The sequence below is a fragment of the Nocardia sp. NPDC056064 genome, from assembly GCF_042266925.1.
Taxonomy (GTDB): Bacteria; Actinomycetota; Actinomycetes; order Mycobacteriales; family Mycobacteriaceae; genus Nocardia.
On sequence record NZ_JBHJWO010000004.1, the window covers coordinates 85,983 to 112,046 of the forward strand.

Here is a 26,064-nt window from a genome sequence, read left to right on the forward strand (position 1 = left end):
CGTTTTCGCTCGCCCCCCTTGCCGTCAGCGCGGCATGTGGATAGTCTAACTATCCATAACGGATAGTAGAACTATCTATCACTGGGAGATCGTCATGATTCCGGACGCACTGCCCCGCCGTCGGGCCCCGCTGCACCGTCCTCTGCTGTATTTCGCCGCCGCCAATGCCGTGCTCGCCGTCGTGGCGGTGATCGGCGTGCTGGCCGACGACCGGGTGATCACCGGCGCGGCCGCGTGGTTCAAACCCGCCAAGTTCGCGCTGTCGTTCGTGCTCTACAGCCTCGCGCTGGCCTGGCTGATCTCGCTGCGGCCCAAGGCTTCCCGGCTCGTCGGGGCGATGGCGACGGTGATCGTCGTCGCGGGCACGATCGAGCAGCTGATCATCTTCGGCCAGGTCGTGCGCGGCACCCGCAGCCACTACAACATGACCACCGTCCTCGACGGCGTCCTGTGGATCACCATGGGTGTCACCATTCTCGTGCTCTTCCTGGCCACCATGGTGGTCGCCGTGCGGCTCTGGGTGACACCGATCGGCGACGCGGCGATCACCTGGTCGATCCGGCTCGGGCTCGCCGTCACGCTGGCCGGCCTGGCGCTGGGCAATCTCATGCCCGGCCGCGAATCCGGGGTCGACGGGATCGTCGGCGCGCACACCGTCGGTGCCCCCGACGGCACCCCCGGCATGCCACTGACCGGCTGGAGTACCACCGACGGCGATCTGCGCATCCCGCACTTCTTCGGCATGCACGCCCTGCAGGTGTTGCCGCTGTTCGCCGCGGTGCTGGTGGTCGCCGCGGCGCGGCTGCCGATCCTGCGGTCCCCGCGGGTGCGGCTCGGATTGGTGCTCACCGTCTCGGCCGCGTACGCCGCGACGCTGGCGCTGCTCACCTGGCAGGCACTGCGGGGGCAGCCGTTGATCCATCCCGATGAGGCCACCCTGGGGGCGGCCGCCGTCATCGGTCTCGGAGTTGTCGTAGGCGTGGGCGTGTCGGTCGCGAGCGCGATCGGTGCCCGGAAGGTGGCGATCGCATGAGCACCCTGTTCGACCTGTCGTTCTATGTCACCGTCCCGTTCTGGGCGCTGATGATCTTCGCCCCGGCCTGGCGGTGGACCCGCACGATCATCGGCTCACCGTGGATCGTGCTGGCGCCCTTGGTGATCTGGGTGATCGTCGCCGTCCCGGTCCTCGGCACGCTCTGGGCGCTGGTGACGTCACCGTCGCTGGCCGCCATCACCGACGCCGCCGCCGACCCCGCCGTCCTCACGGCACTGTGGGCGCAGATCCTCGCATGGGACCTGTTCCTCGGCCGGTGGATCTACCTCGACAGCCGGGAGCGGGAGATCTCGCCGTGGCTGATGGGTCCGGTGCTGGTGGGGACGATTCTGTTGTCGCCCTTGGTGTTTCCGGCCTATCTGGTGCTGCGGGAGGTCGCCGGGCGCGGGTCCGGGGACCGGGAAGTCGCGACGGTGGAATGAGCGGCTGCCGCGTTGTGGGGTCGCGGCACCCGCGCGGTCAGTGCTCGTCGACAGCGGTGGCGCGCGAGACCGTCTCCCACGTGGTGACGTCGCCACGCACCGCGTCGAGATGTCCGAGGACCGCGTCCACCGCGTCGGCGCCCAGCGGCAGGCGCAGCGGCGCCTTCTCCGCGGCCAGGGCTGCCCGGATCGCCGCGGCGGCCTTGGCCGGGTCGCCCGCCTGGGTGCCGTCGCCGCCGGACACCATGGTCCGGGTCGCACCGACCGTGTCGGTGTAGCGGCCGGAATCGGTGCTGAAGGCGGCCGCACCGGGACCGAACAGGCCGGTCCGGAAGGCGCCCGGCTCGACGATCAGCACCGTGATGCCGTAGGGCTCCACCTCGGCGGCCAGCGCCTCCGACATGCCCTCGAGCGCGAACTTCGTGGCGCTGTAGGCCCCGAATCCGGCGAAGGACAGCTGCCCGCCGACACTGCTCATCTGCACGATCGCGCCGGCGCGCCTGGCCCTCATGTGCGGCAGCACGGCGCGGATGAGGGCGGCCGGTCCGAAGACGTGCAGGTCGAACAGGGCGCGCAACTCGGCATCAGTGGTCTCCTCGACCGCACCGACATGGGTGCGTCCGGCATTGTTGACCAGCACGTCGATGCGGCCGTGCCGGGCGACGACATCGCCGACCACGGCGTCGACGCGGGTGGTGTCGGTGACATCGAGGGCGATGGTCTCGATCCGGTCGGGGTGCGCGGCGACCAGGTCTTCGAGGGCGGCGGTGCGCCGGGCGACCGCGACCACCGTGTCGCCCGCGTCGATCGCCGCCTGCGTGAGGGCGCGGCCGAAGCCGCTGCTCGCGCCGGTGATCAGCCAGATCTTCGGTGTGCTCATCGGATTCTCCTCTGTCGGTTGCTGTTCCGGTGCCCCACTGATGCTGCCCGCGGTGCCGACGCGCTGTCCAAGACCCGCTGTGATAACCAAGAGTTATGGATATACACGGGCGCGACCTGCGCTACTTCGTCGCGGTCGCCGAGCGGCTGAACTTCACCGCTGCGGCGGAGAGTCTCTATGTGTCCCAGCCCGCGCTGAGCAAGCAGATCCGCAAGCTCGAGAACCAGCTCGGCGCGGCGCTGTTCACTCGCGACACCCGGTCGGTGGCGCTCACTCCGGTCGGCGCGGCGCTGGTGCCGCACGCGCGCCGGATGCTCGACGCGTGGTCCGTGGCCGAGGCGGAGGTGGCGGCGGCCAAGACCGCGCAGCAGGCGAGCCTGGCGATCGGGATCAGCACCAGTCCTGGGCGTGGGATCCTGCCCGCGGTCCGCTCCCGGTTCACCGCCGCCTTTCCCGCGGCGAAACCGGTGCTGCGCCAGGTCGGCTGGGAGGACCCCACCGCCGGGCTGGCCGACGCCACCACCGATGTGGCCTTCGTTTGGCTCCCGCTGGCCGACCCCGAGCGCTATGGCCTGCTGGTGGTGGCCACCGAACCGCGGCTGGTCGCGCTGCCCGCGGAGCATCGGCTCGCCGGGCACGCGCGGATCGATTTCGCCGATCTGCTCGACGAGCCGTTCCTCGCCCTGCCCGAGTCGGCCGGTGCGCTGCGCGACTACTGGCTGGCGGTCGACGAGCGTGGCGGGCGCCCGCCGGTCATCGGCGCGGAGGTGTCGAGCACCGAGGAGACCTACGAGGCGCTGGTCAACGGGGACGGTGTCGTTCTGCTCGCCACGGGCAATGCCCCGCTGGTCGCCCACGACGGCGTGGTGACCCGGCCGGTCACCGGCGTCAGTCCGTCTGCCCTGGCGCTGGCCTGGCGTCGCGACGACGACCGTCCGCTGGTCCAGGGCTATGTCCAGGCCTGCGCGCTGGCGACGAACGCGGTGCGGGCCGGGTGATCCCTCGGTGGAGGTCCGGGGCTGCGGCCGTACCCTGCGCGCCGGGGACGGACGCGGCGTCGACCGGGTGAATCGCATAGCTGCCGAGGCTTTTGGACCGGATCGCGCGTCGACGTCATGGCGTAGCGGACCGCCGCGGGTGGCCGCCGAGTGCGATACGAAGTTGCCCGAGAAGGACATTCGCGGCCGGGCGGCCCGATCGGTCGGCGCGCCAGGCGAGGGCGAGGCGGCCGGTGATCCGGGGTTCGACGATGGTGAGGACGCGGATGTCGGCGGGGACGGCGTCGCCGAGCGCGGGGACCACGGCGGTGCCCAGGCCGCTGGCGGCGAGGCGCAGCAGCAGGGCGGGAGCGGCGGCCTCGAACGTCACATTCGGAGTGAAACCCGCTGCGGCGCAGGTGCGTTCGAAGATGCCGCGCAGGCCGGTGCCGCGCGGGAGGCAGCTGAGTTTCCGATCGGCGAGTGCGGCGAGGGTGATGGTGTCGGCGGGGCCGGGAGCGTCCCGGGCGACGGCGGCGACCAGCGGGGTCTCCAGGATCACGTCGACTTCGATGCCGGGGCGCTGCGGGGCGCCGGTCAGGCCGACCAGGGCGATGTCGAGTTCGTCGCGGTCGAGGGCGTCGAGCATGTTCTCCGCGGTGTCCTCGGTCAGGCTGATACCGACCTGCGGGTGATCGTCGTGGAACTCGGCGAGCACGCGGGCGATGTCGAACTCCTCGGTCGCGGCGCCCGAGATGACGCCGAGTCGGACGTGCCCGCGCAGCAGGCCGGTGAACTCCTGCACGGTCGCGGTGATCCGGTCCGCCGCGGCGAGCGCCTCCCGTGCGTGCTCGAGGACCGCGAGGCCGACCTCGGTCGGGGTGACGGTGCGCGCGCCGCGATCGAGCAGCCGCTGGCCGAGTTCGCGTTCGAGCTGCCGGATCTGCGCGCTGAGCCCGGGCTGGGTGAGGTGCAGGCGCTCGGCCGCCCGGGTGAAGCCGCCCTCGTCTACGACGGTCACGAAGTACCGCAGCTGCCGCAATTCCATAACAGTCGATTATAGGAACGAGAAGAACTATCTGTTGTACTTCTCGATCGGCCGCGCGCAGGGTGGAGTCATGACCGAGAACGCAGCGCAGACCGCCGACGCACCCCACACCACCGGACCGGTGTTCCGTCCCGACGACACCGGATACGCCGAAGAGGTCGCGGGCTTCCAGACCGCCTATACCCATCGCCCCGCTCTCGTGGTCGGTGCGGTCACCGCCGAGGACGTCCGGGCCGCCGTGGAATACGCCGCGCGGCAACGGCTTCCGGTCGCCGTGCAGGCCACCGGGCACGGCCTGTCGGTGGCCGCCGACGCCGGAGTGCTCATCACCACCAGGCGGATGGATGCCGTCACCGTGGATCCCGTCGCCCGCACCGCGCGGATCGGGGCCGGAGTGCGGGCGGGCGCGCTCGTCGAGGCCGCCGCCGCGCACGGGCTGGCACCGCTGAACGGGTCGTCGCTGTCGGTCGGGGTGGCCGGATATGTGCTCGGGGGCGGGCTGGGCCTGCTCGGGCGCGAATTCGGTTATGCCGCCGACCACGTGCGCGCGATAGACCTGGTGACCGCCGACGGCCGCATGCGCACCCTCACCCCCGGCGACGAACTGTTCGACGCCGTCCTCGGCACCGGCGGCAACTTCGGTGTCGTCACCGGACTGGAGCTCGATCTCGTCCCGATCGCCGAGATCTACGGTGGTCAGCTGATCTTCCCCACCGAACTCGTCGACACCGCCCTCGAGACCTGGCGCCAGTGGACCGAGACGCTGCCGGACACCCTCACCTCCACCGTCGCCGTGCTGACCTACCCCGACATCCAGGCGCTGCCGGAACCATTGCGCGGCAAGCACCTCGCCTCGATCCGGATCGCCTTCCACGGCACCGCCGAGGAGGGCGAGCAGCTGGTCGCGCCGCTGCGCGCGATCGGTGACCGGCTGCGCGACGACCTGCGCGTCCTGCCCTACACCGAATCGCACACGATCCACAGCGACCCCGACTTCCCGCACGCCTACGCGGCCACCAACGCGCTGCTGTCCGAACTGACCCCGGCGGGCCTGGCCGCCCTGCGCGCGCTCACCGCACCCGGGGGACCGGTGGAGGCCGTCGTCGACATCCGCCACCTCGGCGGCGCCCTGCGTCACGGCGGCGCCTCGATCGGCCATCGCGACGCCGCCTACGTCGTGCGGGTGATCACCGGCGCCGACGGCGACGCCGAACCCGCCGACCTGGCCCTCGTCCGGGAAGCCCTGGCGCCGTGGACGATCGGGCACAGCCTGAACTTCCTCTACGGCGCGGGCGCGGCCGCCGGCGCCGCCCAGACCGGAGCCGGTTTCGCCCCGGCCACGCTGCGGCGGCTGGCCGAGCTCAAGCGAATCCACGACCCGCGCAACATGTTCCGCTTCAACCGCAATATCGCCCCGGCCTGACATCCGGAATGTCCGATCTTGCCGATCCGGGCGGTATCTACTATCTTGGTGATATCACTCAGATATCGGGAGGATGTCATGGAACTGCGATCCGCATTCCGGCTCAACGGGTTCGTCGTGCTGCTGGGGTGGCTGGTGTTCACCCTGGCCTTCGGCGCGGCGGCCGTCGTCGCCTTCATCGCCGCCACCCAGCACGACGGTGGTGCCCTGGCGTGGGCGGGCGCGGGGATCGCGGTGTTCGCGGCGGTGGTCGTGCTGCTGCTGGCCACCGGGCTGATCATCGTCAACCCCAACGAGGCCAAGGTGATCACGTTCTTCGGTCGCTACATCGGCTCGGTCAGCGAGCCCGGGTTCTTCTCGGTGGTGCCACTGGCCGACCGCAAGTCCATCTCGCTGCGGGTGCGCAACTTCGAGACCCAGAAGCTGAAGGTCAACGACGCCGACGGCAACCCGGTGGAGATCGCGGCGGTCGTCGTCTACAAGGTGGTCGACAGCTTCAAGGCCGCCTTCGCGGTCGACGACTACGAGGAGTACGTGGAGACCCAGTCCGAGGCGGCGGTGCGGCACCTGGCCACCACCCACCCCTACGACGCCCACGACGACAGCCGTACCAGCCTGCGCGACGGCGCCGAAGTGGCCGAGGAACTCACCGTCGAGCTGCGGGAACGCACGCTCACCGCCGGTATCGAGGTCATCGAGGCGCGCATCACCCACCTGGCGTACGCGCCCGAGATCGCCCAGGCGATGCTGGTGCGCCAGCAGGCCGCCCAGGTCGTCGCCGCCCGCACCCACATCGTCGAGGGCGCGGTCGGGATGGTCGGCCTGGCCCTGGACCGCCTCGCCGAAGCGGGCACCGTCGAACTCGACGAGGAACGCAAGGCCGCCATGGTCTCGAACCTGCTGGTCGTGCTCTGCGGTGACCGCGCCACCCAGCCGGTCGTCAACACCGGATCCCTCTACGCCTGAGGGCTCCATGACCGCGCAGAAGAAGGAACCCAAGAAGGTCCTGCTGCGGCTCGATCCGGCCGTCCACGAGGCACTCGCCAAGTGGGCGGCCGACGACCTGCGCAGCGTCAACTCCCAGATCGAATACGCCCTGCGCCTGGCCCTCGAACAGGCCGGCCGCAAACCCAGACGCGACTGACCCTCACCCCCGCGCCAACCACCGCACAACCTCGCCCGCGTGCTCCGCCGGCTCCCGGACCGGCGCGAAGACGTGCTCGATCACCCCATTCCGGATCACCAGGGTCGAGCGTGTGTAGAGCCGCATGCCGTCCACCTCGAAGGTGGGCAGTCCGAGCGCCCCGGCCAGCAGCAATTCCGGATCGGCCAGCATGGCGAACGGCAGACCGAGACGTTCGACCACTTCGCGCTGATAGTCGCAGTCCTGGCTCGACAACCCGAACACCCCATGCGCACCGGCGGCCAGCAGCTCCGCGTGGTGGTCGCGGAAACCGCAGGCCTGGGCGGTGCACCCACGCGCTCCCGGGATCGATGTCCAGCCTGTCGGCAGGTCGGTGTCGGGACGGCCGGTGAGCGGATAGAGGTAGACGACGGTGCGTCCGTCGCCGAGTGCGGCCAGGTCGATCTCGGAGCCGTCGGTCGCCGGGAAAGTCAGTGCGGGCGTGGGCAGCCCGAGCAGCCGTGTCGCGGGCCCGGCCTCCGCGGAGGGCGCGGGTACCCGGAGCGGAGGCATCGCGGAGGCCGGCGCCGCACTGCTGTTCCGGTAGGCGGCGTCGCTCAACCGGCGGACCAAGCCGTCCCGCCGCTCGGTCAGGACATCGATCCGCGTCGTCAGCTCATCGATGGCGCGCTGATACTCGGCCAGCGCGGACGGACAGTCGTCGCCATGGGCGCTTCCCGATGTCAGACAGTCGAGGAACGCGCGGGTCTCCGCTACCGGGATGCCGAGCCGGTTGAGCATCCGGATCTCACGCACCAGCCGCACAGCGCCCTCGTCGTATTCCCGATAGCCGTTGGGCAGCCGTGTCGGTGTCACCAGCCCGAGCGCCTCGTAGCGCCGGATCGCCTTCGGGCTCAGGTCTGTCTGCCGGGCGAGTTGACCGATCTTCATGCCGGTGACGGTAAACCCTGTCCCCAGGGGAAATGTCAAGGCGGGGCGAGCGTGTGGTTCAGGTGGAGCCGAGGGCGCGGGTGAGGAGTCCGGGTCTTCGTCGACCTCGAGTTCGACGACCGCGCGAGTGCCGAGAGCTTTCGCGCCGATCTGGCCACTGTCCTGGGCACTCCGGGCAGGCGCGCGATAGTGATCGGTCACGAATCCTGGGTCGCCGAGGTGGTCGAGGAGAGTGTTTGTGCCTGAACAACCCGCCGGGGCGCATTCGGGGGCAACCGAACTCGCGTGCGCCGGTAAATTGTTCCGGTGCCCATCTCGTTCGACATTCCTGGAATGCAGCAGTTGGACAACACGACCTGGGGGAATCCGGCCACTCGTGATGTCGTCGCGTTGACCTATGTCAACGGCAGGCCCGATCTGCCTGCGCGCCTGCACGATCTGCGGCGGCTGCGCAAGCGGCTGGCCGAACACCATGCCCGCACCGGCTGCCTGATCGAGGCGTTCGTGGTGTGGGTGGACCAACTGCCCGCGCTGCTGCGCGTGGAGAAGACCCAGCTGCCGGGACCGCGCGGCGCGCTCGTGTTCGCCGCGTCGATCGTGGTGCCCAAGGACCGGTGCTCGGCGGTGTTCCAGATCATCTGCCCGGAAACCGGGGTGCCGGGTGCGCGCGAGACCGCGATCGGCGCGCAGGTCCATCGCTCGGAGATGTGCCCACCGCATCCGTACGCGCCCGGTCTGCGCGGCAAGCTGCCGTATCTGCTGTCCGACGACGTCCGGTTCGACCCGGTCTTCCCCGACCACGCGCTGACCAGGGCCCGCCGCTGGATCGCCGAGACCGTGCCGAATGTGCAGGTCGACCCGTCCTTCGCGGCGCTGCCGGAGTTCTAGGCGCCCGGTTTCTCGGCGACGAAGATGGCGGTGCCGGGGAAGATCTCCCCGCGCAGCGGCGACCACTGACCCCACTCGCGGTCGAGCCATTCGGGCCAGTCCGGCTCGACGATGTCGAGCAGGATCAGCCCCGCGCCGACGATCTCGCGCACGCGGTCGCCGAGGGTGCGGTGGTGCTCCACATAGGTCGGTTCGCCGTCGCCGTCGACCTCTACATAGGGCGTGCGGTCGAAGTAGGGGATACGCGCGACCAGACCTCCCTCGCCGGGATCGTCGGGGAAGATCCAGCGCATCGGATGGTTCACCGAGAACACCCAGCGCCCACCGGGCCGCAACACCCGGGCGACCTCGCGCATCACCAGCGCCGAATCGGCCACGAACGGCACCCCGCCGAACGCCGAGCAGGCCAGATCGAAGGACGCGTCGGCGAAGGGCAGCGCCTCGGCGCCCGCCTGCACCAGCGGCACCCGCGGACCGCCGGCCGCCATCGCGGCCAGCCCGCGCTCGAGCATGCCCATCGACAGGTCCAGCCCGACCGGATGCGCGCCCTGGCCCGCCAGCCAGCGCGAACACGGTGCCGACCCGCAGCCGATCTCGAGCACCGACTTGCCCCGCACCTCGCCTAGGAAACGCATATCGCCCTCGTGCAGGCCCTCGGGACACCAGACGAACTCCCCGCCGGGGGAGTCGACGCCGAGGAACTCGGCGTGGGTCTGGTGATATTGGTCGGCATCGGCGTCCCACCAGCGCCTGCTCGCGCGTTCGCTGGCGGCGGAACCGATCTTGGTTCGGGTGGTCGCGGTGGTTCCCAGCAGCGCGTTGGCCTGCGCGTGGCGTTCGTCGTCGGACACGCCGAACAGGGTATCGGCGTGGTGCGGGGGGTGGTTTGCCCGGCTCGGCGGGGGTCGCGTACGCTGAGGCACGCGAGTGTCTTTCGAGGGGCCTGTAGGCGCGCGAGTCGCGTGGGTACAGTATCCGATGACGGAGCCGCCCGTGCTGAGTTCGATCACCGGCAACTGTGGCGGTCCGTGCGATACTTCTTCAGTATCCTTCGTCGCCTCGTCGCGGTGATCTCGCAGCGTACCGAAAGTTCCAATGTCCGCAACCGACCACAATCCGTCCGGAGCAAATCCACATATGCCCACCACCGTCACCTCGCCGCAGGTAGCCGTCAACGACATCGGCTCCGCCGAGGACTTCCTCGCCGCCATCGACGCCACGATCAAGTACTTCAACGATGGTGACATCGTCGAGGGCACCATCGTCAAGGTCGATCGCGACGAGGTCCTGCTCGACATCGGTTACAAGACCGAAGGCGTCATCCCCTCCCGTGAACTCTCCATCAAGCACGATGTCGACCCGAACGAGGTCGTTTCCGTGGGCGATGAGGTCGAGGCCCTGGTTCTCACCAAGGAGGACAAGGAAGGCCGCCTGATCCTGTCGAAGAAGCGGGCGCAGTACGAGCGCGCGTGGGGCACGATCGAGGAGCTCAAGGAGAAGGACGAGGCCGTCAAGGGCACCGTCATCGAGGTCGTCAAGGGCGGCCTGATCCTCGACATCGGCCTCCGTGGCTTCCTGCCCGCCTCGCTCGTCGAGATGCGTCGTGTCCGCGACCTCCAGCCGTACGTCGGCAAGGAGATCGAGGCCAAGATCATCGAGCTCGACAAGAACCGCAACAACGTGGTCCTGTCGCGTCGCGCCTGGCTCGAGCAGACCCAGTCCGAGGTCCGCTCCGAGTTCCTGCACCAGCTGCAGAAGGGCCAGGTCCGCAAGGGTGTGGTCTCCTCGATCGTCAACTTCGGTGCCTTCGTGGACCTGGGTGGCGTCGACGGCCTGGTGCACGTCTCCGAGCTGTCCTGGAAGCACATCGACCACCCGTCCGAGGTCGTCGAGGTCGGCAACGAGGTCACCGTCGAGGTTCTCGACGTCGATCTGGACCGCGAGCGCGTCTCCCTGTCGCTCAAGGCGACCCAGGAAGACCCGTGGCGTCAGTTCGCCCGCACCCACGCGATCGGTCAGATCGTGCCGGGCAAGGTCACCAAGCTGGTTCCGTTCGGTGCGTTCGTGCGCGTCGAAGAGGGCATCGAGGGCCTGGTGCACATCTCCGAGCTGGCCGAGCGCCACGTGGAGGTCCCGGACCAGGTCGTGGCCGTCGGCGACGACGCGATGGTCAAGGTCATCGACATCGACCTCGAGCGTCGCCGGATCTCGCTGTCGCTGAAGCAGGCGAACGAGGACTACCACGCCGAGTTCGACCCGTCGAAGTACGGCATGGCCGACAGCTACGACGACGCGGGCAACTACATCTTCCCCGAAGGCTTCGACCCCGACACCAACGAGTGGCTCGAGGGCTTCGACAAGCAGCGCGAAGAGTGGGAAGGCCGCTACGCCGAGGCCGAGCGTCGCCACAAGATGCACACCGCTCAGATGGAGAAGATGGCGGCCGACGCCGCCGCCGAGGCCGCCAACGGCGGTGCCACCTCGGGCAACTACTCCTCCGAGAGCGGCTCGCAGGCCTCCTCCGGCCCGGCCGAGTCCTCGGGCGGTTCGCTGGCCAGCGACGCCCAGCTCGCGGCTCTGCGGGAGAAGCTCTCCGGCAACGCCTGATTCGGGTAGAGCTCCACACCGAAGGCCCTGGTCCATCCGGACCGGGGCCTTCGGCCTTTTTCCGGCAGGAGTATCGTTCGCGCCGATCGCAACATCCCTGCGGACGAAGGCGTTGGCGTCGATGATGAGTTCTGGTCCCTTCGCCGGTCTGAACCGGCGTCAGTTCCTCGCCAAGGCGATGGCCGCCGGAGCGGTGGGAACCCTTGCCACGTGGGCGAATCCGATCATCGACCGGGCCTTCGCCGCCGACCCGGCGGGCATGGGCGGCCTCGGTGACATCGAGCATGTCGTGCTGCTCATGCAGGAGAACCGTTCCTTCGACCACTATTTCGGCACGCTGGCCGGGGTGCGCGGATTCGACGAGGCCTCCACCGCCTGGCGCCAGTACGGCTGGTCACCCGGAATCGGCCCCACCGCCGACGGTTTCGTGGAACCGTTCCGCCTCGACACCACCGCGGGCGCCACCCTCGACGGCGAGTGCATCAACGACCCCGACCACTCCTGGCCCGGGATGCACCAGGCCTTCGCCGACGGCCGCAACGACGGCTGGATGCCGATGTCGGTGGCCTCGGTCGGCCCGGCCAACGCCCCCGCCGCCATGGGTTACTACCTGCCCGAGGACATTCCGATCCACACCGAGCTCGCCCAGGCGTTCACGCTCTGCGACAACTACCACTGCTCGGTGCTCGGCCCGACCGACCCCAACCGGCTCTACTGGATCAGCGCGACCCTCGACCCCGACGGGCTGGCGGGCGGACCGCTCGTCGAGACCCCGCTGCTGATCCCGAAGAACGTCTACAGCTGGCGCACCTATCCGGAGAACCTGTCCGAGGCCGGGGTGAGCTGGAAGATCTACAGCAATCGCGATGTCGGGCCCGCGTCGTCGATGATCCTGGACGGGATGATGGGCTGCTTCACCCAGGCCGCCGATCCGGCCTCGGAACTGGCCCGGCGCGGCATCGCGCCGGTGTACCCCAACGACTTCCAGGCCGATGTCGCCGCCGGGACGCTGCCCGCCGTGTCCTGGGTGGTGCCCTCGGTCCTGCACTGCGAGCACCCCGCGCTGCCCGCCGCGTTCGGCGCCCTGGGCATCGTGGGACTGCTCGACATCCTCACCTCGAATCCGGCGGTGTGGGAGAAGACCGCGCTGATCATCAGCTACGACGAGAACGGTGGATTCTTCGATCACGTCGTCCCGCCCACCCCGCCACCGGGCACACCCGGGGAGTTCCTGACCGTGCCGCTGGAGCGGGTGCCCGCCGCGGGCGGGATCGCCGGACCGATCGGGCTCGGCTATCGCGTGCCGTGCCTGGTGATCTCGCCCTACAGCCGGGGCGGCCTGGTCGCCTCGGAGACCTTCGACCACACCTCGCAGCTGCGGCTGCTGGAGACCCGTTTCGGGGTGGACGTCCCGAATCTCACGGCCTGGCGGCGCGGCGTCACCGGGGACATGACCTCCACCTTCGATTTCGCCACCGCGCCCGACGCCGCCCGCCCGATCCTGCCGGACCCCCGGCCCAAGGCCGACGCGGCGATCGCGCAGTGCGGCCCGAACATCGCGGCGGGCACCCTCGGTCAGGGAGTGCCGTATCCGGTGCCGCCCAATGCCATGCCCGGTCAGCAGCCGGGGACGCGGCGCGCGCCGAGTGGTCCGGTGACGGTGTGAGCTCAGCTCGCGGCGGCGGGCACCCAGTAGGCGGCGGCCATACTGGGCCGTCGGCGCATCGCGGCGAAACTGTGTCTGGCGGGGGAGAGCAGCGCGGTGAACCACGAGCGCCGGTATTCGGCCAGACTCGCGGCGACGGCGGGGAATTCGACGCAGTGCACGCCCCCCGGCATACCCAGACGGTGGCGAGCCCCCCGCTGGTCTTTGCTGCTCATGATCATCCTTCGTCTCGCTGATTCGGCCTTCCGCCTGCGCGAACAGTAGTCGACGCGACGCGCCCGGCCGCGGATTTTGCGTCGTGGCGCTCGGGCGTGTCGGATGCGAGACTGGGCCCATGTTGCGGATCGGCCTCACCGGAGGCATGGGAGCAGGAAAGTCCACAGTGGCGCGCACGCTGGTCGAGCTGGGGGCGGTACTCGTCGACTCCGACGCGATCGCCCGCGAGGTCGTCGCGCCCGGCACGCCGGGGCTGGCGGCGCTGGTCGAGGCGTTCGGCGAGCAGATCCTGGCGGCCGACGGCAGCCTGGACCGGCCCGCGCTGGCCGCGGTCGCCTTCGCCGACGACGAGTCACGGACCACGCTCAACGCCATCACCCACCCGCTCGTCGGCGCGCGCACCGCCGAGCTGATCGGCGCCGCACCCGCGGACGCCATTGTCGTGCAGGACATTCCGCTGCTGGTGGAGAACGGGCTCGCCCCGCTCATGCAGCTGGTGCTGGTGGTCGGGGCCGATATCGAGACCCGGCTGCGCCGCCTGGTGGAGCATCGCGGCGTGGCCGAGGCCGACGCGCGGACCCGCATCGCCGCGCAGGCCACCGACGAGCAGCGCCACGCGGTCGCCGATGTGTGGCTGGACAACAACGGCGCCCCCGAGATGGTCGCCGAGCAGGTGCGCGCGCTGTGGGAGCGGCGGCTGGTGCCGTTCGAACGCAATCAGCGCGACGGGGTCCGCGCGCGGGCCGAGTACCGGCTGCTGCCCGCCGATCCCGAATGGGCGGCCCAGGCCCGGCGGATCATCGCCCGCCTGCACCTGCTGTGCGGGGCCTCGGCGGTGCGGATCGACCATGTCGGGTCCACCGCGGTGCCCGGCTTGCCCGCCAAGGACGTCATCGACATCCAGGTCACGGTGGCCGATCTGGCCACGGCCGACTCGCTGGCGGGCGCGCTGGCCGCGGCCGGATTCCCGTTGGCTGCGTCGGTGACCCACGACAACCCGAAGCCGACCCCGGGCGATCCCTCGGGCACCGATCTGGACCGGTGGGGCAAACGGCTGCACGGCAATGCCGACCCGGCTCGCCCGGCGAACATCCATCTGCGCGTGCAGGATTCGCCCGGTCAGCGCTTCGCGCTAGATCTGCGCGACTGGCTGCGTGCCGAGCCGGACGCGCGGGAGGACTATCTGGCGGTCAAGCGGGAGGCCGAGCAGGCCGCCGTCGACAAGGCGGGCGAGGCGGCGGGCCAGGCCTACTACGCGGTGAAGGAACCGTGGTTCGACCAGGTCTATCCGGTGGTCACCGAGTGGGCCCACGCTCGCGCGTGACCCCGATGCCAATCTGTTAAACACCAATGTTTCGGAAACTGGCCGTGCCGTGCCGTGTGCTGTGTAAATTGTGCCGGGTCACTACAGGGTGACTCGATTCACAGGGAAGTTGTAGCGCGTATGACAACACAGCATCGTCAGTTCGGCCGGGCGGGCTTCGGTATCACCGCACTCGGCGCCGTCGCGGCCAGCGTTGTGCTGGCCGCCCCGCAGGCCTCGGCCTGGGTCGGCAACCTCAATGTGGCGGGCGAGAACCACAAGGTCGGCTGCAGTTACAAGCTGACCGCCGCGGTCGAGGTCGATCGGCTGACCTCGGTGAAGTTCACCGACAACGGCGTGGACATCCCCGGCAGCCCGGTCTCGCCCTCGGTGCTCTCGGGCACGGTGAGCATCACCTGGAAGCCGACCACGGCCGGTCAGCACAAGCTCGAGGCGCGTCAGCTGCTGATCAGCGACTCGATCACGGTCACCGTGAGCGAGGCGGCCGCGACCGGCAGCGCGGGCTGCGGCGGCGGCCTGGCGGATCTGCTGCCCAGCCTGTCGGCGGGCTGATCCACCACTGTTTTCCCGGCACCGCCGGCGACCCCGCTACCGAGGGTCGCCGGCGGTGCTGTCGTTTCAGCGCCAGGTGATGGTCATCCCGCGCTCGGCCAGCCAGTTCTCCAGGCTGTAGCCGTGCGCGGCGATCCCGTCGATGGCGGCGGTGGCGTGCTCGATGGCGGCCTGGCACGCGGCTGGGGAGAGCTGACCGCCCGTGTTGGCGGCGAGCAACTCGTCGATGTCGACCAGGCGCACATCGCGGCCGGTGCGGACGAGGACGTCGAGGTAGTGGTCGATCGAGCGCCACAGGGTCGGCGATTCCCGGGTGAACTCGCCGATGTCGACATAGATGTCCTGCCACTGCTCGACGCCGGGGTTGTAGCCGAACACGGTGGCGCGCAGCGCGAGCTCGGGCACGATCCAGGACTCGAGATAGTGGAAATTCGGGTGATCGGACGTGCGGGCCATGTAGAGCCCCCACGGCTCCTCCCGGTAGACCTCCACCGGCCGGACGAACCCCTTGGGATCGGTGTTCGTCTGCGCCGCGATGTCGAAGTACTCGACCTTGGGTGGGTGCACGTGCACGGTGGATGCCTGCGTCATGATCGCAGAATCTACCGCCGACCTGGTGTGGGCGCCCGCGCGCGGACTCACATCCAGGTCAGCGTGATCCCCCGGGTGCGCAACCACTGCTCGACGTCGTGGTCCTGCGCGGCGAGGCCGTCGAGGACCACGGCCGCGTGCTCGAAGGCGCGATCGGCGTCCTCGGTGGTGACGTGTCCTGCGGCATGTGCGGCGAGTAGAGCACTCGCTCCGCGCAGGCTCGACGACCGCCCGCGCCGCACGGCCACGTCCAGGAAGTAGTCGGTGGCCTTCCAGCGTTTCGGCGCGACCTGGGCGATCTCGGCGATGTCGAGGACGTAGTCGTGACTGCGGTGGTGACCGGGGCGGTCGTGCTCGATGGTGAGGCGGATCGACAGGCCCGGCAGCAGCCAGGACTCCTCGTAGCGGCCGTGCGGCCGGTCGAGGGTGCGGGCCAGGTAGATGCCCCAGGGCTGCGTCTCGTACCGGTCCACCGGGCGGATGTAGCCCCTGGTGTCGGTGGCGGTGAGCTCGGCCAGGTCGAAGAACTCGACCCGCGGGCGTGCGGGTGGTGAACCCGCCGTCGTCGGTGGTGGGGGTTGCGGACCCCGGATCTCGCGCGCGAAGTATCCCGCGAATCCGGTGACGGCCGGAGCCGCGACGAGCAGGGGAAGCAGAGCGCTCATGGCCTTGTCCTTCACCACGTGCCGATGATCAGCTCAGGGTACGCCCGGATCGGGCCTCGTGCCGGGCGTGTCGCCGGACCGCGCGACCGAATGACGTTGGTACATCGGACTTTTCGGGCAGGCGATGGATTGCCGGTAGTTTGCCGGTCCCCGGTGCGGTGTGTGGTGCGGGTCGCCGCCGGTGAAACTTGTCGGTGGTCGGGCCTAACCTGGTGGGCATGGCATTCGCAACCGAGATTCCGGCGGAAGGGTACGAGGAACGGGGGCACCCGCTCGCGCATTCCGAGCACCGGCCCGTCGGCACGATCGAACGCGCCGGGGGGCGCTTCGAGGTGGTCAGCGAGCACAAACCCGCTGGTGACCAGCCCGCGGCCATCGCCGAACTGGAACGGCGCGTCACCGCGGGCGAGAAGGACGTGGTGCTGCTCGGCGCCACCGGCACCGGCAAGTCGGCGACCACCGCGTGGCTGATCGAGAAGCTCCAGCGGCCCACCCTGGTGATGGCGCCGAACAAGACCCTCGCGGCCCAGCTGGCCAACGAGTTGCGCGAGATGCTGCCGCACAACGCGGTGGAGTACTTCGTCTCGTACTACGACTACTACCAGCCCGAGGCCTACATCGCGCAGACCGATACCTATATCGAGAAGGACAGCTCGATCAACGACGACGTCGAGCGGCTGCGCCACTCGGCCACCTCGAGCCTGCTCTCGCGCCGCGACGTGGTGGTGGTGGCCTCGGTGTCGTGCATCTACGGCCTGGGCACGCCGCAGTCGTATCTGGACCGGTCGGTGCAGCTGGAGGTGGGCGGCGAGGTCGACCGCGACGCGCTGCTGCGGCTGCTGGTCGACGTGCAGTACACCCGCAACGACATGGCCTTCACCCGCGGCACCTTCCGGGTGCGCGGCGACACCGTCGAGATCATCCCCTCCTACGAGGAGCTCGCGGTCCGCATCGAGTTCTTCGGTGACGAGATCGAGGCGCTGTACTACCTGCACCCGCTCACCGGCGACGTGGTGCGCCAGGTCGACTCGCTGCGGATCTTCCCGGCAACCCACTACGTGGCCGGTCCGGAGCGGATGAACCGCGCGGTCACCGATATCGAGGCCGAGCTGGCCGAACGGCTGGCCGAGCTGGAGAAGCAGGGCAAACTGCTCGAGGCCCAGCGCCTGCGCATGCGCACCGAGTACGACCTGGAGATGATCCGCCAGGTGGGTTTCTGCTCCGGTATCGAGAACTACTCGCGCCACATCGACGGGCGTCCGGCGGGCTCGGCTCCGGCCACCCTGCTGGACTATTTCCCCGACGACTTCCTGCTGGTGATCGACGAATCGCATGTCACCGTGCCGCAGATCGGCGGCATGTTCGAAGGTGACATGTCGCGCAAGCGCAACCTCGTCGAATTCGGTTTCCGGCTGCCGTCGGCGGTCGACAACCGGCCGTTGACCTGGGAGGAGTTCGCCGACCGGATCGGTCAGGCGGTCTACCTCTCGGCGACTCCCGGCCCCTACGAGCTGGGGCAGGTCGGTGGCGAGGTGGTCGAGCAGGTGATCCGCCCGACCGGCCTGGTCGACCCGCAGGTGGTGGTGAAGCCGACCAAGGGCCAGATCGACGACCTGGTGCACGAGATCCGCGGCCGCACCGAGCGCAACGAGCGGGTGCTGGTCACCACCCTGACCAAGAAGATGGCCGAGGACCTCACCGACTATCTCCTCGGACTGGGTGTGCGGGTGCGCTATCTGCACTCCGAGATCGACACCCTGCGCCGCGTGGAGCTGCTGCGTCAGCTGCGGCTGGGCGAATACGACGTGCTGGTGGGCATCAACCTGCTGCGCGAGGGTCTCGACCTGCCCGAGGTGTCGCTGGTGGCGATCCTGGACGCCGACAAGGAAGGCTTCCTGCGGTCGAGCACCAGCCTCATCCAGACCATCGGCCGCGCGGCGCGCAACGTCTCCGGTGAAGTGCACATGTACGCCGACAAGATCACCGACTCGATGCGGCACGCCATCGACGAGACCGACCGCCGCCGCGCCAAGCAGATCGCCTACAACGAGGCCAACGGCATCGACCCGCAGCCGCTGCGCAAGAAGATCGCCGACATCCTCGACCAGGTGTATCAGGAGGCCGAGGATGAGGTCGCTGTCGGCGGCTCGGGCCGCAACGCCAGCCGGGGCCGTCGTGCCCAGGGCGAGCCCGGCCGCGCGGTCAGCGCCGGGGTCTACGCCGACCGCGACGTGAAATCGATGCCGCGCGCCGAACTGGCCGACCTGGTCACCGAGCTCACCGCGCAGATGATGAACGCGGCCCGCGAACTCCAGTTCGAGCTGGCCGGCCGCTTACGCGACGAGATCGCCGACCTCAAAAAGGAGCTGCGCGGCATGGACGCCGCGGGGATCAACTAGATGCCCGCGGCCTCCACCCCGCAGCGCCGGCCGGTCAGGTCACTGCTGTGCCATCCAAGCCGCGATGCGCCGGTCGGCTTCCTCGCGGGAGACCTCTTCGACGCGGGTGATCACCGCCCAGCGGTGGCCGAAGGGGTCGATCACCACGCCGAAGCGTTCGCCGTTGACGAAGGTCTGCGGCTCTTCGGCGCTGCGGGCGCCGTGGTCGATCGCCCGGGCGACGACGGTGTCGACGTCGGGGCAGTAGTGCACGATCGAGGTGTGCACCCAGTCCTGCGGCGCGAGGACATCGTTCTCCGGGATCGGCATGCCGAGCTGGAGGGTGGAGTCGCCGATGAGCAGTTCGGCGTGGGCGGGCTGCCCGTCGGGGCGGTCGGCGCGGCTGAGCACCTTCGCGCCGAACACCGTGGTGTAGAAGTCGATGGCCGCGTTGCCGTCGGGCACGGCAAGGAAACAGGTGATGGAGTGGTAGCCCTCGGGAACGGGCGCAACGGTTTCGGTCATGCCATCGATCTTGGTCGGCCGGCGCGCGGGGGTCTTGTAAGAACGCGACAGTCCGGACCGGGGGTTCGTCGTGTCCGGTGAACGGCCGGAATCCGGTGATCAGCGCGGCATCCTGCATCCGGGGGAGCAGGCCCGGCATCGCAGCCTGGACCGGATGCCCGTCGGGCCCGCGCTGTCCGGATTCGCCGACCGGTACTGGGTGGTGCGCTGGGATCTGCGTGGGCGCCCGGCCTATCGGGCCGAGGTGCTGTCGTTTCCGTGCGTGAACGTCACCTTCGAACGCAGCGATTTGCGCACGGGTGGTTTCGTCAACGGGGTGTGCACCACCAAGTACGTGCGCGAGCTCAGCGGGGAGGGCGAGACGTTCGGAATCCGTTTCGTCCCGGGCGGTTTCGGTGCCTTCACCGGCATGGATGTCGGTGCGCTGCGCGATGATTCGGCTCCGCTGGCCGAGGTGCTCCCGGCCGCGGCGGGGCTGGCCGAGCGGGTGCTGGCCGAGCCGTCCGACGAGCGCAGGCGGGTGGTGATCGAGGAATTCTTCGCGGGCCGTGGCCGCGCGGACGACCCGCATTTCGCCTTGGTCGCGCGCGTCGTCGCGGCGATGGCCGACGATCCGGAACTCACCAGGGTCGATCAGGTCACCGACCGGTTCGGGGTCCCGGTCCGCACCGTGCAGCGATTGTTCCGGCGTTATGTGGGGGCCGGGCCGAAATGGGTGCTGTGCCGTTTCCGGTTGCAGGACGCCGCCGATCGGCTGGCCCGGGGCGAGGGGCTGGACCTGGCCGACCTGGCCGCCGATCTCGGCTATTTCGACCAGGCGCATTTCACGCGCGAGTTCACCGCGCAGATCGGGATGGCGCCGTCGGAATACGCGCGCGCGGCCGCGTCGGGGCAGCCCGCGGCACGCTGACCGTGCCGCCGGTGGGCTGCCCGGTAATTCCGGGTGATGTGAGGAAAGTCCCAGCCGCGCAGCGGCATTGATTCCCTTGTGATAGGCCACAATTTCGCGTGTCCGGTCTGTAATAGCCGCAGGTGGCTGTTCAGTGATGTCGCGCAGGCCACCGCACCAGGGCGGACACCGATCGACACTCCCGGTGTGATCTGTTGCGATTTCTGATAAATCGCCCTGTTTTGGCGTTAGGGTCGACCCAATTGCCGCGCCGACGCTCGATTCCCGGGTGGTTCGGTGCCGGCGCCGACCAAGTTGGAGGAGAGATGACCGCCTACCGGACCATTGTCGTCGGTACTGATGGCTCGGACTCGTCGTACGTCGCAGTGGAGAAGGCCGCCGCACTCGCCGGCGCTGCGGAGGCCACTCTCGTGCTCGCCTGCGCGTACTTCCCGACCGACGATCGCGACGTCGCCGCCGCGGCCGATGTGCTCAAGGACGAGGCCTACCAGGTCCGCGGTTCCGCGCCGACCAACGAGATCCTGCACGTCGCCAGGGAGAAGGCGACTGCCGCGGGTGCCAAGAACATCGTCGAGCGCGCCATCGTCGGCGAGCCGGTCGACTCGCTGCTCGACCTGGTCCGCGAGACCAAGGCCGACCTGCTCGTCGTCGGTAACCGGGGTCTGAACACCCTCACCGGCCGCCTGCTGGGCTCGGTGCCCTCGGACGTGGCGCGCAAGTCGCGCTCGGACGTCCTGATCGTGCACACCGTCCGCTAGCCGGACGGACGAAAGCCCCGGACCGTCCGCGGTCCGGGGCTTTCGTGTGTGTCAGGCGGGTTCGAGCGCCGAGAGGACCTCGGGCAGGTCCTCGGTGTGCACCACGGACAGCCGCTGGGTGGCGCGGGTGAGCGCCACGTACAGGTCGTTGAGCCCGCGCGGCGACTCGGTCAGGATCTGGTGCGGTTCCACCAGATACACCCGGTCGAACTCCAGGCCCTTCGCGTCGTGCACGGTCAGCACCTGCACCGATTCCCCGGCGAGGGGGGACAGTTCGGCGATCAGCGCCGCGGGCGCGAGCACCGCGCTGGTGCCCGGCCCGTGCCCGAGTTCGAGCAGCCGGGCCACCTCGTCGCGGACCTGTTCGGGACGCACCCGGTGCGCGCGCGGCGGGTGGCCCGTCTCGCGCACCGAGCGCGGCACCCGGCCGTCGGGATCGATCGCGGCCAGCACGTCACCGGCGACCGCCATGATCTCGGCGGGGGTGCGGTAGTTCACCGACAGCTCGGTGAGCTTCCAGCGCTGGGCCACATACGGTTCCAGCACGCGCTGCCACGACGACGCACCTGCCGGATCGCCGGTCTGGGCGACATCGCCGACGACCGTGATCCAGCGGTTGGGGATGCGCCGCATGACCATCCGCCAGGCCATCTCCGAGAGTTCCTGCGCCTCGTCGACGATCACGTGGCCGTAGGTCCAGGTGCGGTCGCCCGCGGCGCGCTCGGCGGTGGTCTGCCGGTTGCCGAACTCCTGGCGCTGGGCCAGCTGGGAGGCGTCGATCAGGTCGTAGGCCATCAGGATCTCGGGGTCGAGTTCGTCCTCGATGTCCTGCGGCGCCGAACCGGTGAGGATGTCGAGCGCGTCCTGGGCCTCGGCGAGCTGGGCCCGCCAGCGCCGCCGCGAGCGTTCGCGCTCCTCGGTGTCGTCGACGCCGAGCAGTTCGGCCAGTTCGTCGAGCAGCGGGGCGTCGGCGGCGGCGAAGGTGCCGTCGTCGGCACGCACCAGCTCGGCGCGGTCGTCCGGGCTCAGCGTCTTGGCCGCGCGATCGATGCGGGCCGGGTCGGCGAGCAGATCGGCCAGGACCTCCTGGGGCGACAGGATCGGCCACAGCGCGGTGATGGCGGCCTGCACCTGCGGGTCGGCGCGCATCTCGTCGCCGATCTCGCTGAGGTCGGCGGAGCTGAGCAGGCTCGCGCCGCCGGACAGGTCGGCGCCCATGGTGGCGGCGAGCTGGTCGGTGAGCGCGTCGATCACCGAGGACGCGAAGATCGGGCGGGCCAGGTTGTGCGGGCGGCGCGAGGAACGGGCCCGGCCGCGCGCCTTGGTGGCGATCTTGCGGTCCAGGATCACCGGATAGCCGTCGAAGGACAGCCGCACCGGGTCGGCGGGCACCTCCTGCCGGTCGCGCACCGCCTGCTTGAGCACCTCGATCATGGCCGTCGAGCCTTTGATCTCGCCCGCGCGCAGCGAGTCCTCGCGCACCGCCTTCACCCCGGGATACAGGTCGCCGATGGTCGAGAGCAGCACGCCGGTCTCACCGAGCGAGGGCAGCACCTGGCCGATGTAGTCGAGGAAGGTGGCGTTGGGGCCGATGATCAGCACGCCGCTCTTGGCCAGCTGCTGACGGTAGGTGTAGAGCAGGTAGGCCGCGCGGTGCAGTGCCACCGCGGTCTTGCCGGTGCCGGGGCCACCCTGCACCACGAGCACGCTCTTGTGCTCGGAGCGGATGATCGCGTCCTGCTCGCTCTGGATGGTCTCGACGATGTCGTTCATGTGCCCGGTGCGGGCCGCGTTGAGCGCCGAGAGCAGCGCGCTCTCGCCGCCAACGCCGTCGTCGGTGCCGATCGCGCCGTCGCGTTCGGCGGCGCCCAGGTCCAGGTATTCGTCGGTGATGGTGGTGACCGCGCGGTTGCGCGAACGGATGTGACGGCGGCGGATGACGTCTTCGGGGTTGGCGGTGGTGGCCAGGTAGAACGGGCGGGCCAGGGGAGCGCGCCAGTCCAGCAGCAGCGGCTCGTAGTCGTTGTCCTCGTCGAGGATGCCCAGGCGGCCGATGTAGCGCGGCGGCTCGGCGGACTCGCCGTCCAGGTCGATCCGGCCGAAGCACAGGCCGTGCTCGGCGGCGTCGTATTTGGCCAGGTCCTCGTGGTAGAGCTGGGTGAACGACTCCCGTTCGCTGCGTGCCTGCGGGGTGCCGCCGGTCTCGAGCAGCACGGTCTTGAGGCGGTTCTGGGCGTACGCGCGCATGCCGTCGAGCTTGGTGTAGAGCACCGAGAGGTACTGCTGCTCCTGGTCTAGCTCGCGGCGGTGAGCCGGTTCCGCGGTGCGTTCCTCGGCGAGGCGGTCGGGCAAAACAGGACTCCTTTGTCACCGCGTTGAGAACAGAGTTGTCGAGTCTACTTGCCCGCGCGGGGTCGGGGTCCGCGTCGAGCGGATCGGTGAACACCGCCGAGCGCGCCTCCGACGCGGGTATCGCGCTTCGGAGCGGCGATCAGGACGCGTGGGTGCTGTTGGACCGCCGGTTCGGGCCGAGACCGACATCACGATGGGCCGAGGGCTTGTCGCGGTACATGGCCAGGTCGGCGTCGTGCAGGACGGCCTCGGGCGTGCGGTGCTCGTGCGGGCCGAGCTCGGTGATGCCGATCGAGGCGGTGACCTCGAGCCGGTGCCCGCGGGCGATGATCGGCTCGGCCATGGTGGTGCGCAGGCGCTCGATCAGCGCGGGCAGATCGGCGCGCTGCGGATGCCCGGCCAGCAGCACCAGGAACTCGTCGCCACCGAGGCGCCCGACCAGATCGGTGGACCGCAGCGCGCGCTGCAACCGCTGGGCGACGATCTGCAGCACGATGTCGCCGATGGCGTGGCCGAGGGTGTCGTTGATCGCCTTGAACCCGTCGAGGTCGATGAACAGCACCGTGGTGACCAGGCTGCCGCCCTCGTCGGCCAGCGCCGAGGCGAGCTGGGACAGGATCAGCGAGCGGTTGGCCAGCCCGGTCAGCGCGTCGTGGGTGGCCTGGTATTCGAGCTGGCGCCTGCTGGCCCGGAACTCGGTGATGTCGGCGAAGGAGGACACCCCGGAGGAATCCGGGCTGTCGGGATTGAGCAGCCTGCAGTTGCACGACAGCCACACCTGGCTGCCGTCGGCGTGTTGGACACCGAAGATGTACTGGGTGACCGCCTCGCCGGTCGCGAGGGTGTGCGCCATCGGATGCCGCGCGGTGGGCAGCGGATTGCCGTTGCGGTCGACCATGGTCACCGGCAGTTCGTCGATGTGCCTGCCGAGCACCGGGGCCGCGTCGTCGATGCCCAGGATCCGCTTGCCCGCCGGATTGATCGATTCGAGCCTGCCCCGCCGGTCGACGACGAGCACGCCCTCCTCGAGCTGGGACACCACCGTGGTGAAGTGCGCCTCGGCGCGCCGGGCCGAGGCCTCCGCCGCCCGCTGCGCGGTCAGATCGTGCACGACCACCTGATAGGCCAGCTCGTCCTGCCACACCGTGAGCACCGACACCGTCTGCACCGGGACCGTGCGGCCGTCGACGCGGACCAGGTCCATCTCGGTCGGCGGGGAGGCCGAGCCCTCGGCGGTCAGCTGCTCGATGCGGTCCAGCATGGCCGGGATGGAGTCCCGGTGGACGAAATCGGTGATGGACAGGCCGAGCAGATCCTCGGCCGAGCGGGCGCCGAGCAGGCGCACCATGGCCGGATTGACGTAGACGATGGTGCCCGATTCGTGCACGCACAGCGCGTCGGGCGTGTGTTCGACCAGCGAGCGGTACCGCTGCGCGAGCTGCTCGGCGCTCGCGGCGTCCGACGGTGCCTCTTCCACTGCGATACCCCCGATCTCGGCCTCTGGCGACGGTGCACAGGACTATTGTGGTGACCCTCGATGAGATCCGCGAGGAGCGATGTGAAACCGGACGTGCTTCCCGGCGGCATGGCCCACCGACTCGATTCTATGTCCATCGCCGGAGTCGGTGTCGTCTCCGGCTACGGCTGGGGCAGGGAAACGCTGTGGCAGGGACTGCTGGCAGGCAAGCCCGCGGCGCGCCTGCACCCCGGTTACGGGCCCGGACGCGATCAGCACGCCTGGGTCGGCCGGATTCCCGCCCTGGGTGATCCCGCGCACGGGCGCGGGGTGTTCGGGCGCGCCGTCACCGCGGCGGCCGCCGAAGCGGTGGCCGACGCCGAGGCCAGGGGCTGGCGCCGCGCGGGCCGCACGGTGGGGCTGGTGCACGCGGTCACCCTCGGTGACGTCGCCGACTGGCGCGATTTCTACCTCGTCGACCAGGGCCACCGCCGCCCCCGCGACTACCTGCCGCTGCTGCCCTCGACCCCCGTCTCGGTGGTGATGCAGGAATACGGCTTCCACGGCCCCGCGATGGACGTGTCCGCGGCGTGCAGCTCCGGCACCGTCGCCCTGCTGACCGCCCAGCTGTGGCGGGCCGCCGGCCTGGTCGACGACGTCCTGTGCGTGAGTACCGACATCTCGGCCACCCCCGACATGCTCGACCACTTCGTCCGGATGGGCGCCGCGGTCGCCGATGTCGACCCGTTCACCGCCTGCCGCCCGTTCCAGGAGGGCTCGCTGGGCTTCGTCATGGCCGAGGCCTCGGCGGCGCTGCTGCTCACCGACGCCGTCGAGGCCCCCTACGCCCGGGTGCTCGGCGGCGCCATGAACAACGACGCCTTCCACGTCGTCTCCGTCGAGCCGTCGCACACCCAGCTGCTCGCGTGCGCGCGCCAGGCGCTCACCGCCGCCGGGCTCGCGGCCACCGACATCGACTACTTCAGCGCGCACGGCACCGGCACCCGCCAGTGCGACGCCGCCGAACGCGCGGTGCTCGCCACCGTCTTCGACGACCGTCCGGCCGTCACCGTGCTCAAGCCGCTGGTCGGGCACTGCCAGGGCGCGTCCGCGGCGGTGGAGATCGCCGCGCTGGCGCTGTCCTACGAGCGCGGCGTCGCCGTCTCGGCGCCGGTGACCGCCCCGGCGCACCCGCGGCTGCTCGACGGCACCGCCCCGCTGACCGGCGGGCCGACGATGAAACTGTCGATGGGAATGGGCGGCAACAACGCCGCGGTGGTACTCGCCGCGGTCTGAGC

25 protein-coding genes are annotated in these 26,064 nt (G+C 70.0%); 15 read left to right on the plus strand and 10 right to left on the minus strand.

All coding sequences use genetic code 11. The annotated features are described in order from the left end of the window. The first annotated feature begins 94 nt into the window (after positions 1-94). Positions 95-1,033, plus strand: coding sequence for a hypothetical protein (locus tag ACFC06_RS28190; RefSeq protein ID WP_375938208.1), 939 nt, complete (start codon positions 95-97; stop codon positions 1,031-1,033). Further along, on the plus strand, positions 1,030-1,476 hold the full coding sequence (locus ACFC06_RS28195) for an ABA4-like family protein (protein WP_375938211.1): 447 nt from the start codon (positions 1,030-1,032) through the stop codon (positions 1,474-1,476). Before ACFC06_RS28190 ends, ACFC06_RS28195 begins: the two co-directional genes overlap by 4 nt. 37 nt (positions 1,477-1,513) lie before the next feature. On the opposite strand, the gene ACFC06_RS28200 is transcribed toward ACFC06_RS28195, so the two are convergent. Next, a complete protein-coding gene (locus ACFC06_RS28200; protein WP_375938214.1) occupies positions 1,514-2,356 on the minus strand; it encodes an oxidoreductase in 843 nt (280 codons plus the stop codon). A 95-nt stretch (positions 2,357-2,451) separates the two neighbouring features. On the opposite strand from ACFC06_RS28200, the gene ACFC06_RS28205 reads away from it, so the two are divergent. Further along, positions 2,452-3,354, plus strand: a complete 903-nt coding sequence (locus tag ACFC06_RS28205; RefSeq protein ID WP_375938217.1) for a LysR family transcriptional regulator — start codon at positions 2,452-2,454, stop codon at positions 3,352-3,354. Positions 3,355-3,469: 115 nt separating this feature from the next. Here ACFC06_RS28205 and ACFC06_RS28210 read toward each other — a convergent pair whose 3' ends face one another. After that, a complete protein-coding gene (locus ACFC06_RS28210; protein WP_375938220.1) occupies positions 3,470-4,381 on the minus strand; it encodes a LysR family transcriptional regulator in 912 nt (303 codons plus the stop codon). A gap of 70 nt (positions 4,382-4,451) precedes the next feature. Here ACFC06_RS28210 and ACFC06_RS28215 point away from each other — a divergent pair, with 70 nt between their 5' ends. The 3 genes from ACFC06_RS28215 (at position 4,452) to ACFC06_RS28225 (ending at position 6,948) form a co-directional block, all read left to right on the plus strand. Next, entirely contained in the window at positions 4,452-5,804 is a 1,353-nt protein-coding gene (locus ACFC06_RS28215; RefSeq protein ID WP_375938223.1) for an FAD-binding oxidoreductase, read from the plus strand. 78 nt (positions 5,805-5,882) lie between these two features. After that, positions 5,883-6,770 (plus strand): SPFH domain-containing protein, encoded by an 888-nt coding sequence (locus tag ACFC06_RS28220; RefSeq protein WP_375938226.1) that lies wholly within the window; start codon positions 5,883-5,885, stop codon positions 6,768-6,770. A gap of 7 nt (positions 6,771-6,777) precedes the next feature. Next, entirely contained in the window at positions 6,778-6,948 is a 171-nt protein-coding gene (locus ACFC06_RS28225; protein ID WP_375938229.1) for a toxin-antitoxin system HicB family antitoxin, read from the plus strand. Positions 6,949-6,951: 3 nt separating this feature from the next. Here ACFC06_RS28225 and ACFC06_RS28230 read toward each other — a convergent pair whose 3' ends face one another. Continuing rightward, positions 6,952-7,878, minus strand: coding sequence for a redoxin family protein (locus tag ACFC06_RS28230; protein WP_375938232.1), 927 nt, complete (start codon positions 7,876-7,878; stop codon positions 6,952-6,954). Positions 7,879-8,211: 333 nt separating this feature from the next. Here ACFC06_RS28230 and ACFC06_RS28235 point away from each other — a divergent pair, with 333 nt between their 5' ends. Beyond that, positions 8,212-8,766 (plus strand): hypothetical protein, encoded by a 555-nt coding sequence (locus tag ACFC06_RS28235; RefSeq protein ID WP_375938235.1) that lies wholly within the window; start codon positions 8,212-8,214, stop codon positions 8,764-8,766. Here the strand turns inward: ACFC06_RS28235 and ACFC06_RS28240 are convergent. Then, entirely contained in the window at positions 8,763-9,617 is an 855-nt protein-coding gene (locus ACFC06_RS28240; protein WP_375938238.1) for a class I SAM-dependent methyltransferase, read from the minus strand. The two genes, ACFC06_RS28235 and ACFC06_RS28240, sit on opposite strands and share 4 nt — an antisense overlap. A 286-nt stretch (positions 9,618-9,903) precedes the next feature. Between ACFC06_RS28240 and rpsA the strand changes: the two genes are divergently transcribed. Next, positions 9,904-11,373: a 30S ribosomal protein S1 gene (gene rpsA / locus ACFC06_RS28245; protein WP_375938241.1), complete on the plus strand. Its 1,470-nt coding sequence runs from the start codon at positions 9,904-9,906 to the stop codon at positions 11,371-11,373. 124 nt (positions 11,374-11,497) lie between these two features. Next, positions 11,498-13,039, plus strand: a complete 1,542-nt coding sequence (locus ACFC06_RS28250) for a phospholipase C (protein WP_375938244.1) — start codon at positions 11,498-11,500, stop codon at positions 13,037-13,039. Positions 13,040-13,041: 2 nt separating this feature from the next. Here ACFC06_RS28250 and ACFC06_RS28255 read toward each other — a convergent pair whose 3' ends face one another. Continuing rightward, complete coding sequence (locus ACFC06_RS28255) at positions 13,042-13,254, minus strand: hypothetical protein (RefSeq protein WP_375938247.1); 213 nt, start codon at positions 13,252-13,254, stop codon at positions 13,042-13,044. Positions 13,255-13,373: 119 nt separating this feature from the next. Between ACFC06_RS28255 and coaE the strand changes: the two genes are divergently transcribed. Then, on the plus strand, positions 13,374-14,579 hold the full coding sequence (gene coaE, locus ACFC06_RS28260) for a dephospho-CoA kinase (protein WP_375938250.1): 1,206 nt from the start codon (positions 13,374-13,376) through the stop codon (positions 14,577-14,579). 120 nt (positions 14,580-14,699) lie between these two features. Then, positions 14,700-15,131 carry a hypothetical protein gene (locus tag ACFC06_RS28265; RefSeq protein ID WP_278265914.1) on the plus strand — a complete coding sequence of 144 codons (432 nt, stop codon included), beginning with the start codon at positions 14,700-14,702 and terminating at the stop codon, positions 15,129-15,131. Positions 15,132-15,197: 66 nt separating this feature from the next. Here ACFC06_RS28265 and ACFC06_RS28270 read toward each other — a convergent pair whose 3' ends face one another. Beyond that, positions 15,198-15,722 (minus strand): DUF402 domain-containing protein, encoded by a 525-nt coding sequence (locus ACFC06_RS28270; RefSeq protein ID WP_375938253.1) that lies wholly within the window; start codon positions 15,720-15,722, stop codon positions 15,198-15,200. 47 nt (positions 15,723-15,769) lie between these two features. Continuing rightward, positions 15,770-16,387, minus strand: coding sequence for a DUF402 domain-containing protein (locus tag ACFC06_RS28275; RefSeq protein WP_375938256.1), 618 nt, complete (start codon positions 16,385-16,387; stop codon positions 15,770-15,772). Positions 16,388-16,605: 218 nt separating this feature from the next. Here ACFC06_RS28275 and uvrB point away from each other — a divergent pair, with 218 nt between their 5' ends. Beyond that, positions 16,606-18,786 carry an excinuclease ABC subunit UvrB gene (uvrB, locus tag ACFC06_RS28280; protein WP_375938259.1) on the plus strand — a complete coding sequence of 727 codons (2,181 nt, stop codon included), beginning with the start codon at positions 16,606-16,608 and terminating at the stop codon, positions 18,784-18,786. Between the two features lie 39 nt (positions 18,787-18,825). Here uvrB and ACFC06_RS28285 read toward each other — a convergent pair whose 3' ends face one another. After that, a complete protein-coding gene (locus ACFC06_RS28285) occupies positions 18,826-19,290 on the minus strand; it encodes a VOC family protein (RefSeq protein ID WP_375938262.1) in 465 nt (154 codons plus the stop codon). Positions 19,291-19,360: 70 nt separating this feature from the next. On the opposite strand from ACFC06_RS28285, the gene ACFC06_RS28290 reads away from it, so the two are divergent. Together ACFC06_RS28290 and ACFC06_RS28295 are read left to right on the plus strand one after the other, a co-directional pair. Next, the gene (locus ACFC06_RS28290; RefSeq protein ID WP_375938264.1) at positions 19,361-20,200 is read left to right on the plus strand and encodes a helix-turn-helix domain-containing protein; all 840 of its coding nucleotides are present in this window, start codon (positions 19,361-19,363) and stop codon (positions 20,198-20,200) included. Between the two features lie 305 nt (positions 20,201-20,505). Continuing rightward, on the plus strand, positions 20,506-20,958 hold the full coding sequence (locus ACFC06_RS28295) for a universal stress protein (protein ID WP_278265907.1): 453 nt from the start codon (positions 20,506-20,508) through the stop codon (positions 20,956-20,958). A gap of 51 nt (positions 20,959-21,009) precedes the next feature. On the opposite strand, the gene ACFC06_RS28300 is transcribed toward ACFC06_RS28295, so the two are convergent. Both ACFC06_RS28300 and ACFC06_RS28305 read right to left on the minus strand, forming a co-directional pair. Next, positions 21,010-23,310: a HelD family protein gene (locus tag ACFC06_RS28300; protein ID WP_375938269.1), complete on the minus strand. Its 2,301-nt coding sequence runs from the start codon at positions 23,308-23,310 to the stop codon at positions 21,010-21,012. 139 nt (positions 23,311-23,449) lie between these two features. Continuing rightward, positions 23,450-24,787, minus strand: coding sequence for a diguanylate cyclase domain-containing protein (locus ACFC06_RS28305; protein WP_375938272.1), 1,338 nt, complete (start codon positions 24,785-24,787; stop codon positions 23,450-23,452). 129 nt (positions 24,788-24,916) lie between these two features. Here ACFC06_RS28305 and ACFC06_RS28310 point away from each other — a divergent pair, with 129 nt between their 5' ends. Beyond that, positions 24,917-26,062 (plus strand): beta-ketoacyl synthase N-terminal-like domain-containing protein, encoded by a 1,146-nt coding sequence (locus ACFC06_RS28310; protein ID WP_375938275.1) that lies wholly within the window; start codon positions 24,917-24,919, stop codon positions 26,060-26,062. Positions 26,063-26,064 lie beyond the last annotated feature (2 nt).

Bases quoted from the DNA above. Each gene is read 5' to 3' on its own strand.
- ACFC06_RS28255 (WP_375938247.1), bottom strand. From the start codon at position 13,254: ATGAGCAGCAAAGACCAGCGGGGGGCTCGCCACCGTCTGGGTATGCCG.
- ACFC06_RS28310 (WP_375938275.1), top strand. From the start codon at position 24,917: ATGTCCATCGCCGGAGTCGGTGTCGTCTCCGGCTACGGCTGGGGCAGG.
- ACFC06_RS28200 (WP_375938214.1), bottom strand. From the start codon at position 2,356: ATGAGCACACCGAAGATCTGGCTGATCACCGGCGCGAGCAGCGGCTTC.
- ACFC06_RS28195 (WP_375938211.1), top strand. From the start codon at position 1,030: ATGAGCACCCTGTTCGACCTGTCGTTCTATGTCACCGTCCCGTTCTGG.
- uvrB (WP_375938259.1), top strand. From the start codon at position 16,606: ATGGCATTCGCAACCGAGATTCCGGCGGAAGGGTACGAGGAACGGGGG.
- ACFC06_RS28235 (WP_375938235.1), top strand. From the start codon at position 8,212: ATGCAGCAGTTGGACAACACGACCTGGGGGAATCCGGCCACTCGTGAT.
- ACFC06_RS28275 (WP_375938256.1), bottom strand. From the start codon at position 16,387: ATGAGCGCTCTGCTTCCCCTGCTCGTCGCGGCTCCGGCCGTCACCGGA.
- ACFC06_RS28230 (WP_375938232.1), bottom strand. From the start codon at position 7,878: ATGAAGATCGGTCAACTCGCCCGGCAGACAGACCTGAGCCCGAAGGCG.
- rpsA (WP_375938241.1), top strand. From the start codon at position 9,904: ATGCCCACCACCGTCACCTCGCCGCAGGTAGCCGTCAACGACATCGGC.
- ACFC06_RS28265 (WP_278265914.1), top strand. From the start codon at position 14,700: ATGACAACACAGCATCGTCAGTTCGGCCGGGCGGGCTTCGGTATCACC.
- ACFC06_RS28225 (WP_375938229.1), top strand. From the start codon at position 6,778: ATGACCGCGCAGAAGAAGGAACCCAAGAAGGTCCTGCTGCGGCTCGAT.
- ACFC06_RS28295 (WP_278265907.1), top strand. From the start codon at position 20,506: ATGACCGCCTACCGGACCATTGTCGTCGGTACTGATGGCTCGGACTCG.
- coaE (WP_375938250.1), top strand. From the start codon at position 13,374: ATGTTGCGGATCGGCCTCACCGGAGGCATGGGAGCAGGAAAGTCCACA.
- ACFC06_RS28285 (WP_375938262.1), bottom strand. From the start codon at position 19,290: ATGACCGAAACCGTTGCGCCCGTTCCCGAGGGCTACCACTCCATCACC.
- ACFC06_RS28270 (WP_375938253.1), bottom strand. From the start codon at position 15,722: ATGACGCAGGCATCCACCGTGCACGTGCACCCACCCAAGGTCGAGTAC.
- ACFC06_RS28250 (WP_375938244.1), top strand. From the start codon at position 11,498: ATGAGTTCTGGTCCCTTCGCCGGTCTGAACCGGCGTCAGTTCCTCGCC.
- ACFC06_RS28220 (WP_375938226.1), top strand. From the start codon at position 5,883: ATGGAACTGCGATCCGCATTCCGGCTCAACGGGTTCGTCGTGCTGCTG.
- ACFC06_RS28190 (WP_375938208.1), top strand. From the start codon at position 95: ATGATTCCGGACGCACTGCCCCGCCGTCGGGCCCCGCTGCACCGTCCT.
- ACFC06_RS28215 (WP_375938223.1), top strand. From the start codon at position 4,452: ATGACCGAGAACGCAGCGCAGACCGCCGACGCACCCCACACCACCGGA.
- ACFC06_RS28210 (WP_375938220.1), bottom strand. From the start codon at position 4,381: ATGGAATTGCGGCAGCTGCGGTACTTCGTGACCGTCGTAGACGAGGGC.
- ACFC06_RS28205 (WP_375938217.1), top strand. From the start codon at position 2,452: ATGGATATACACGGGCGCGACCTGCGCTACTTCGTCGCGGTCGCCGAG.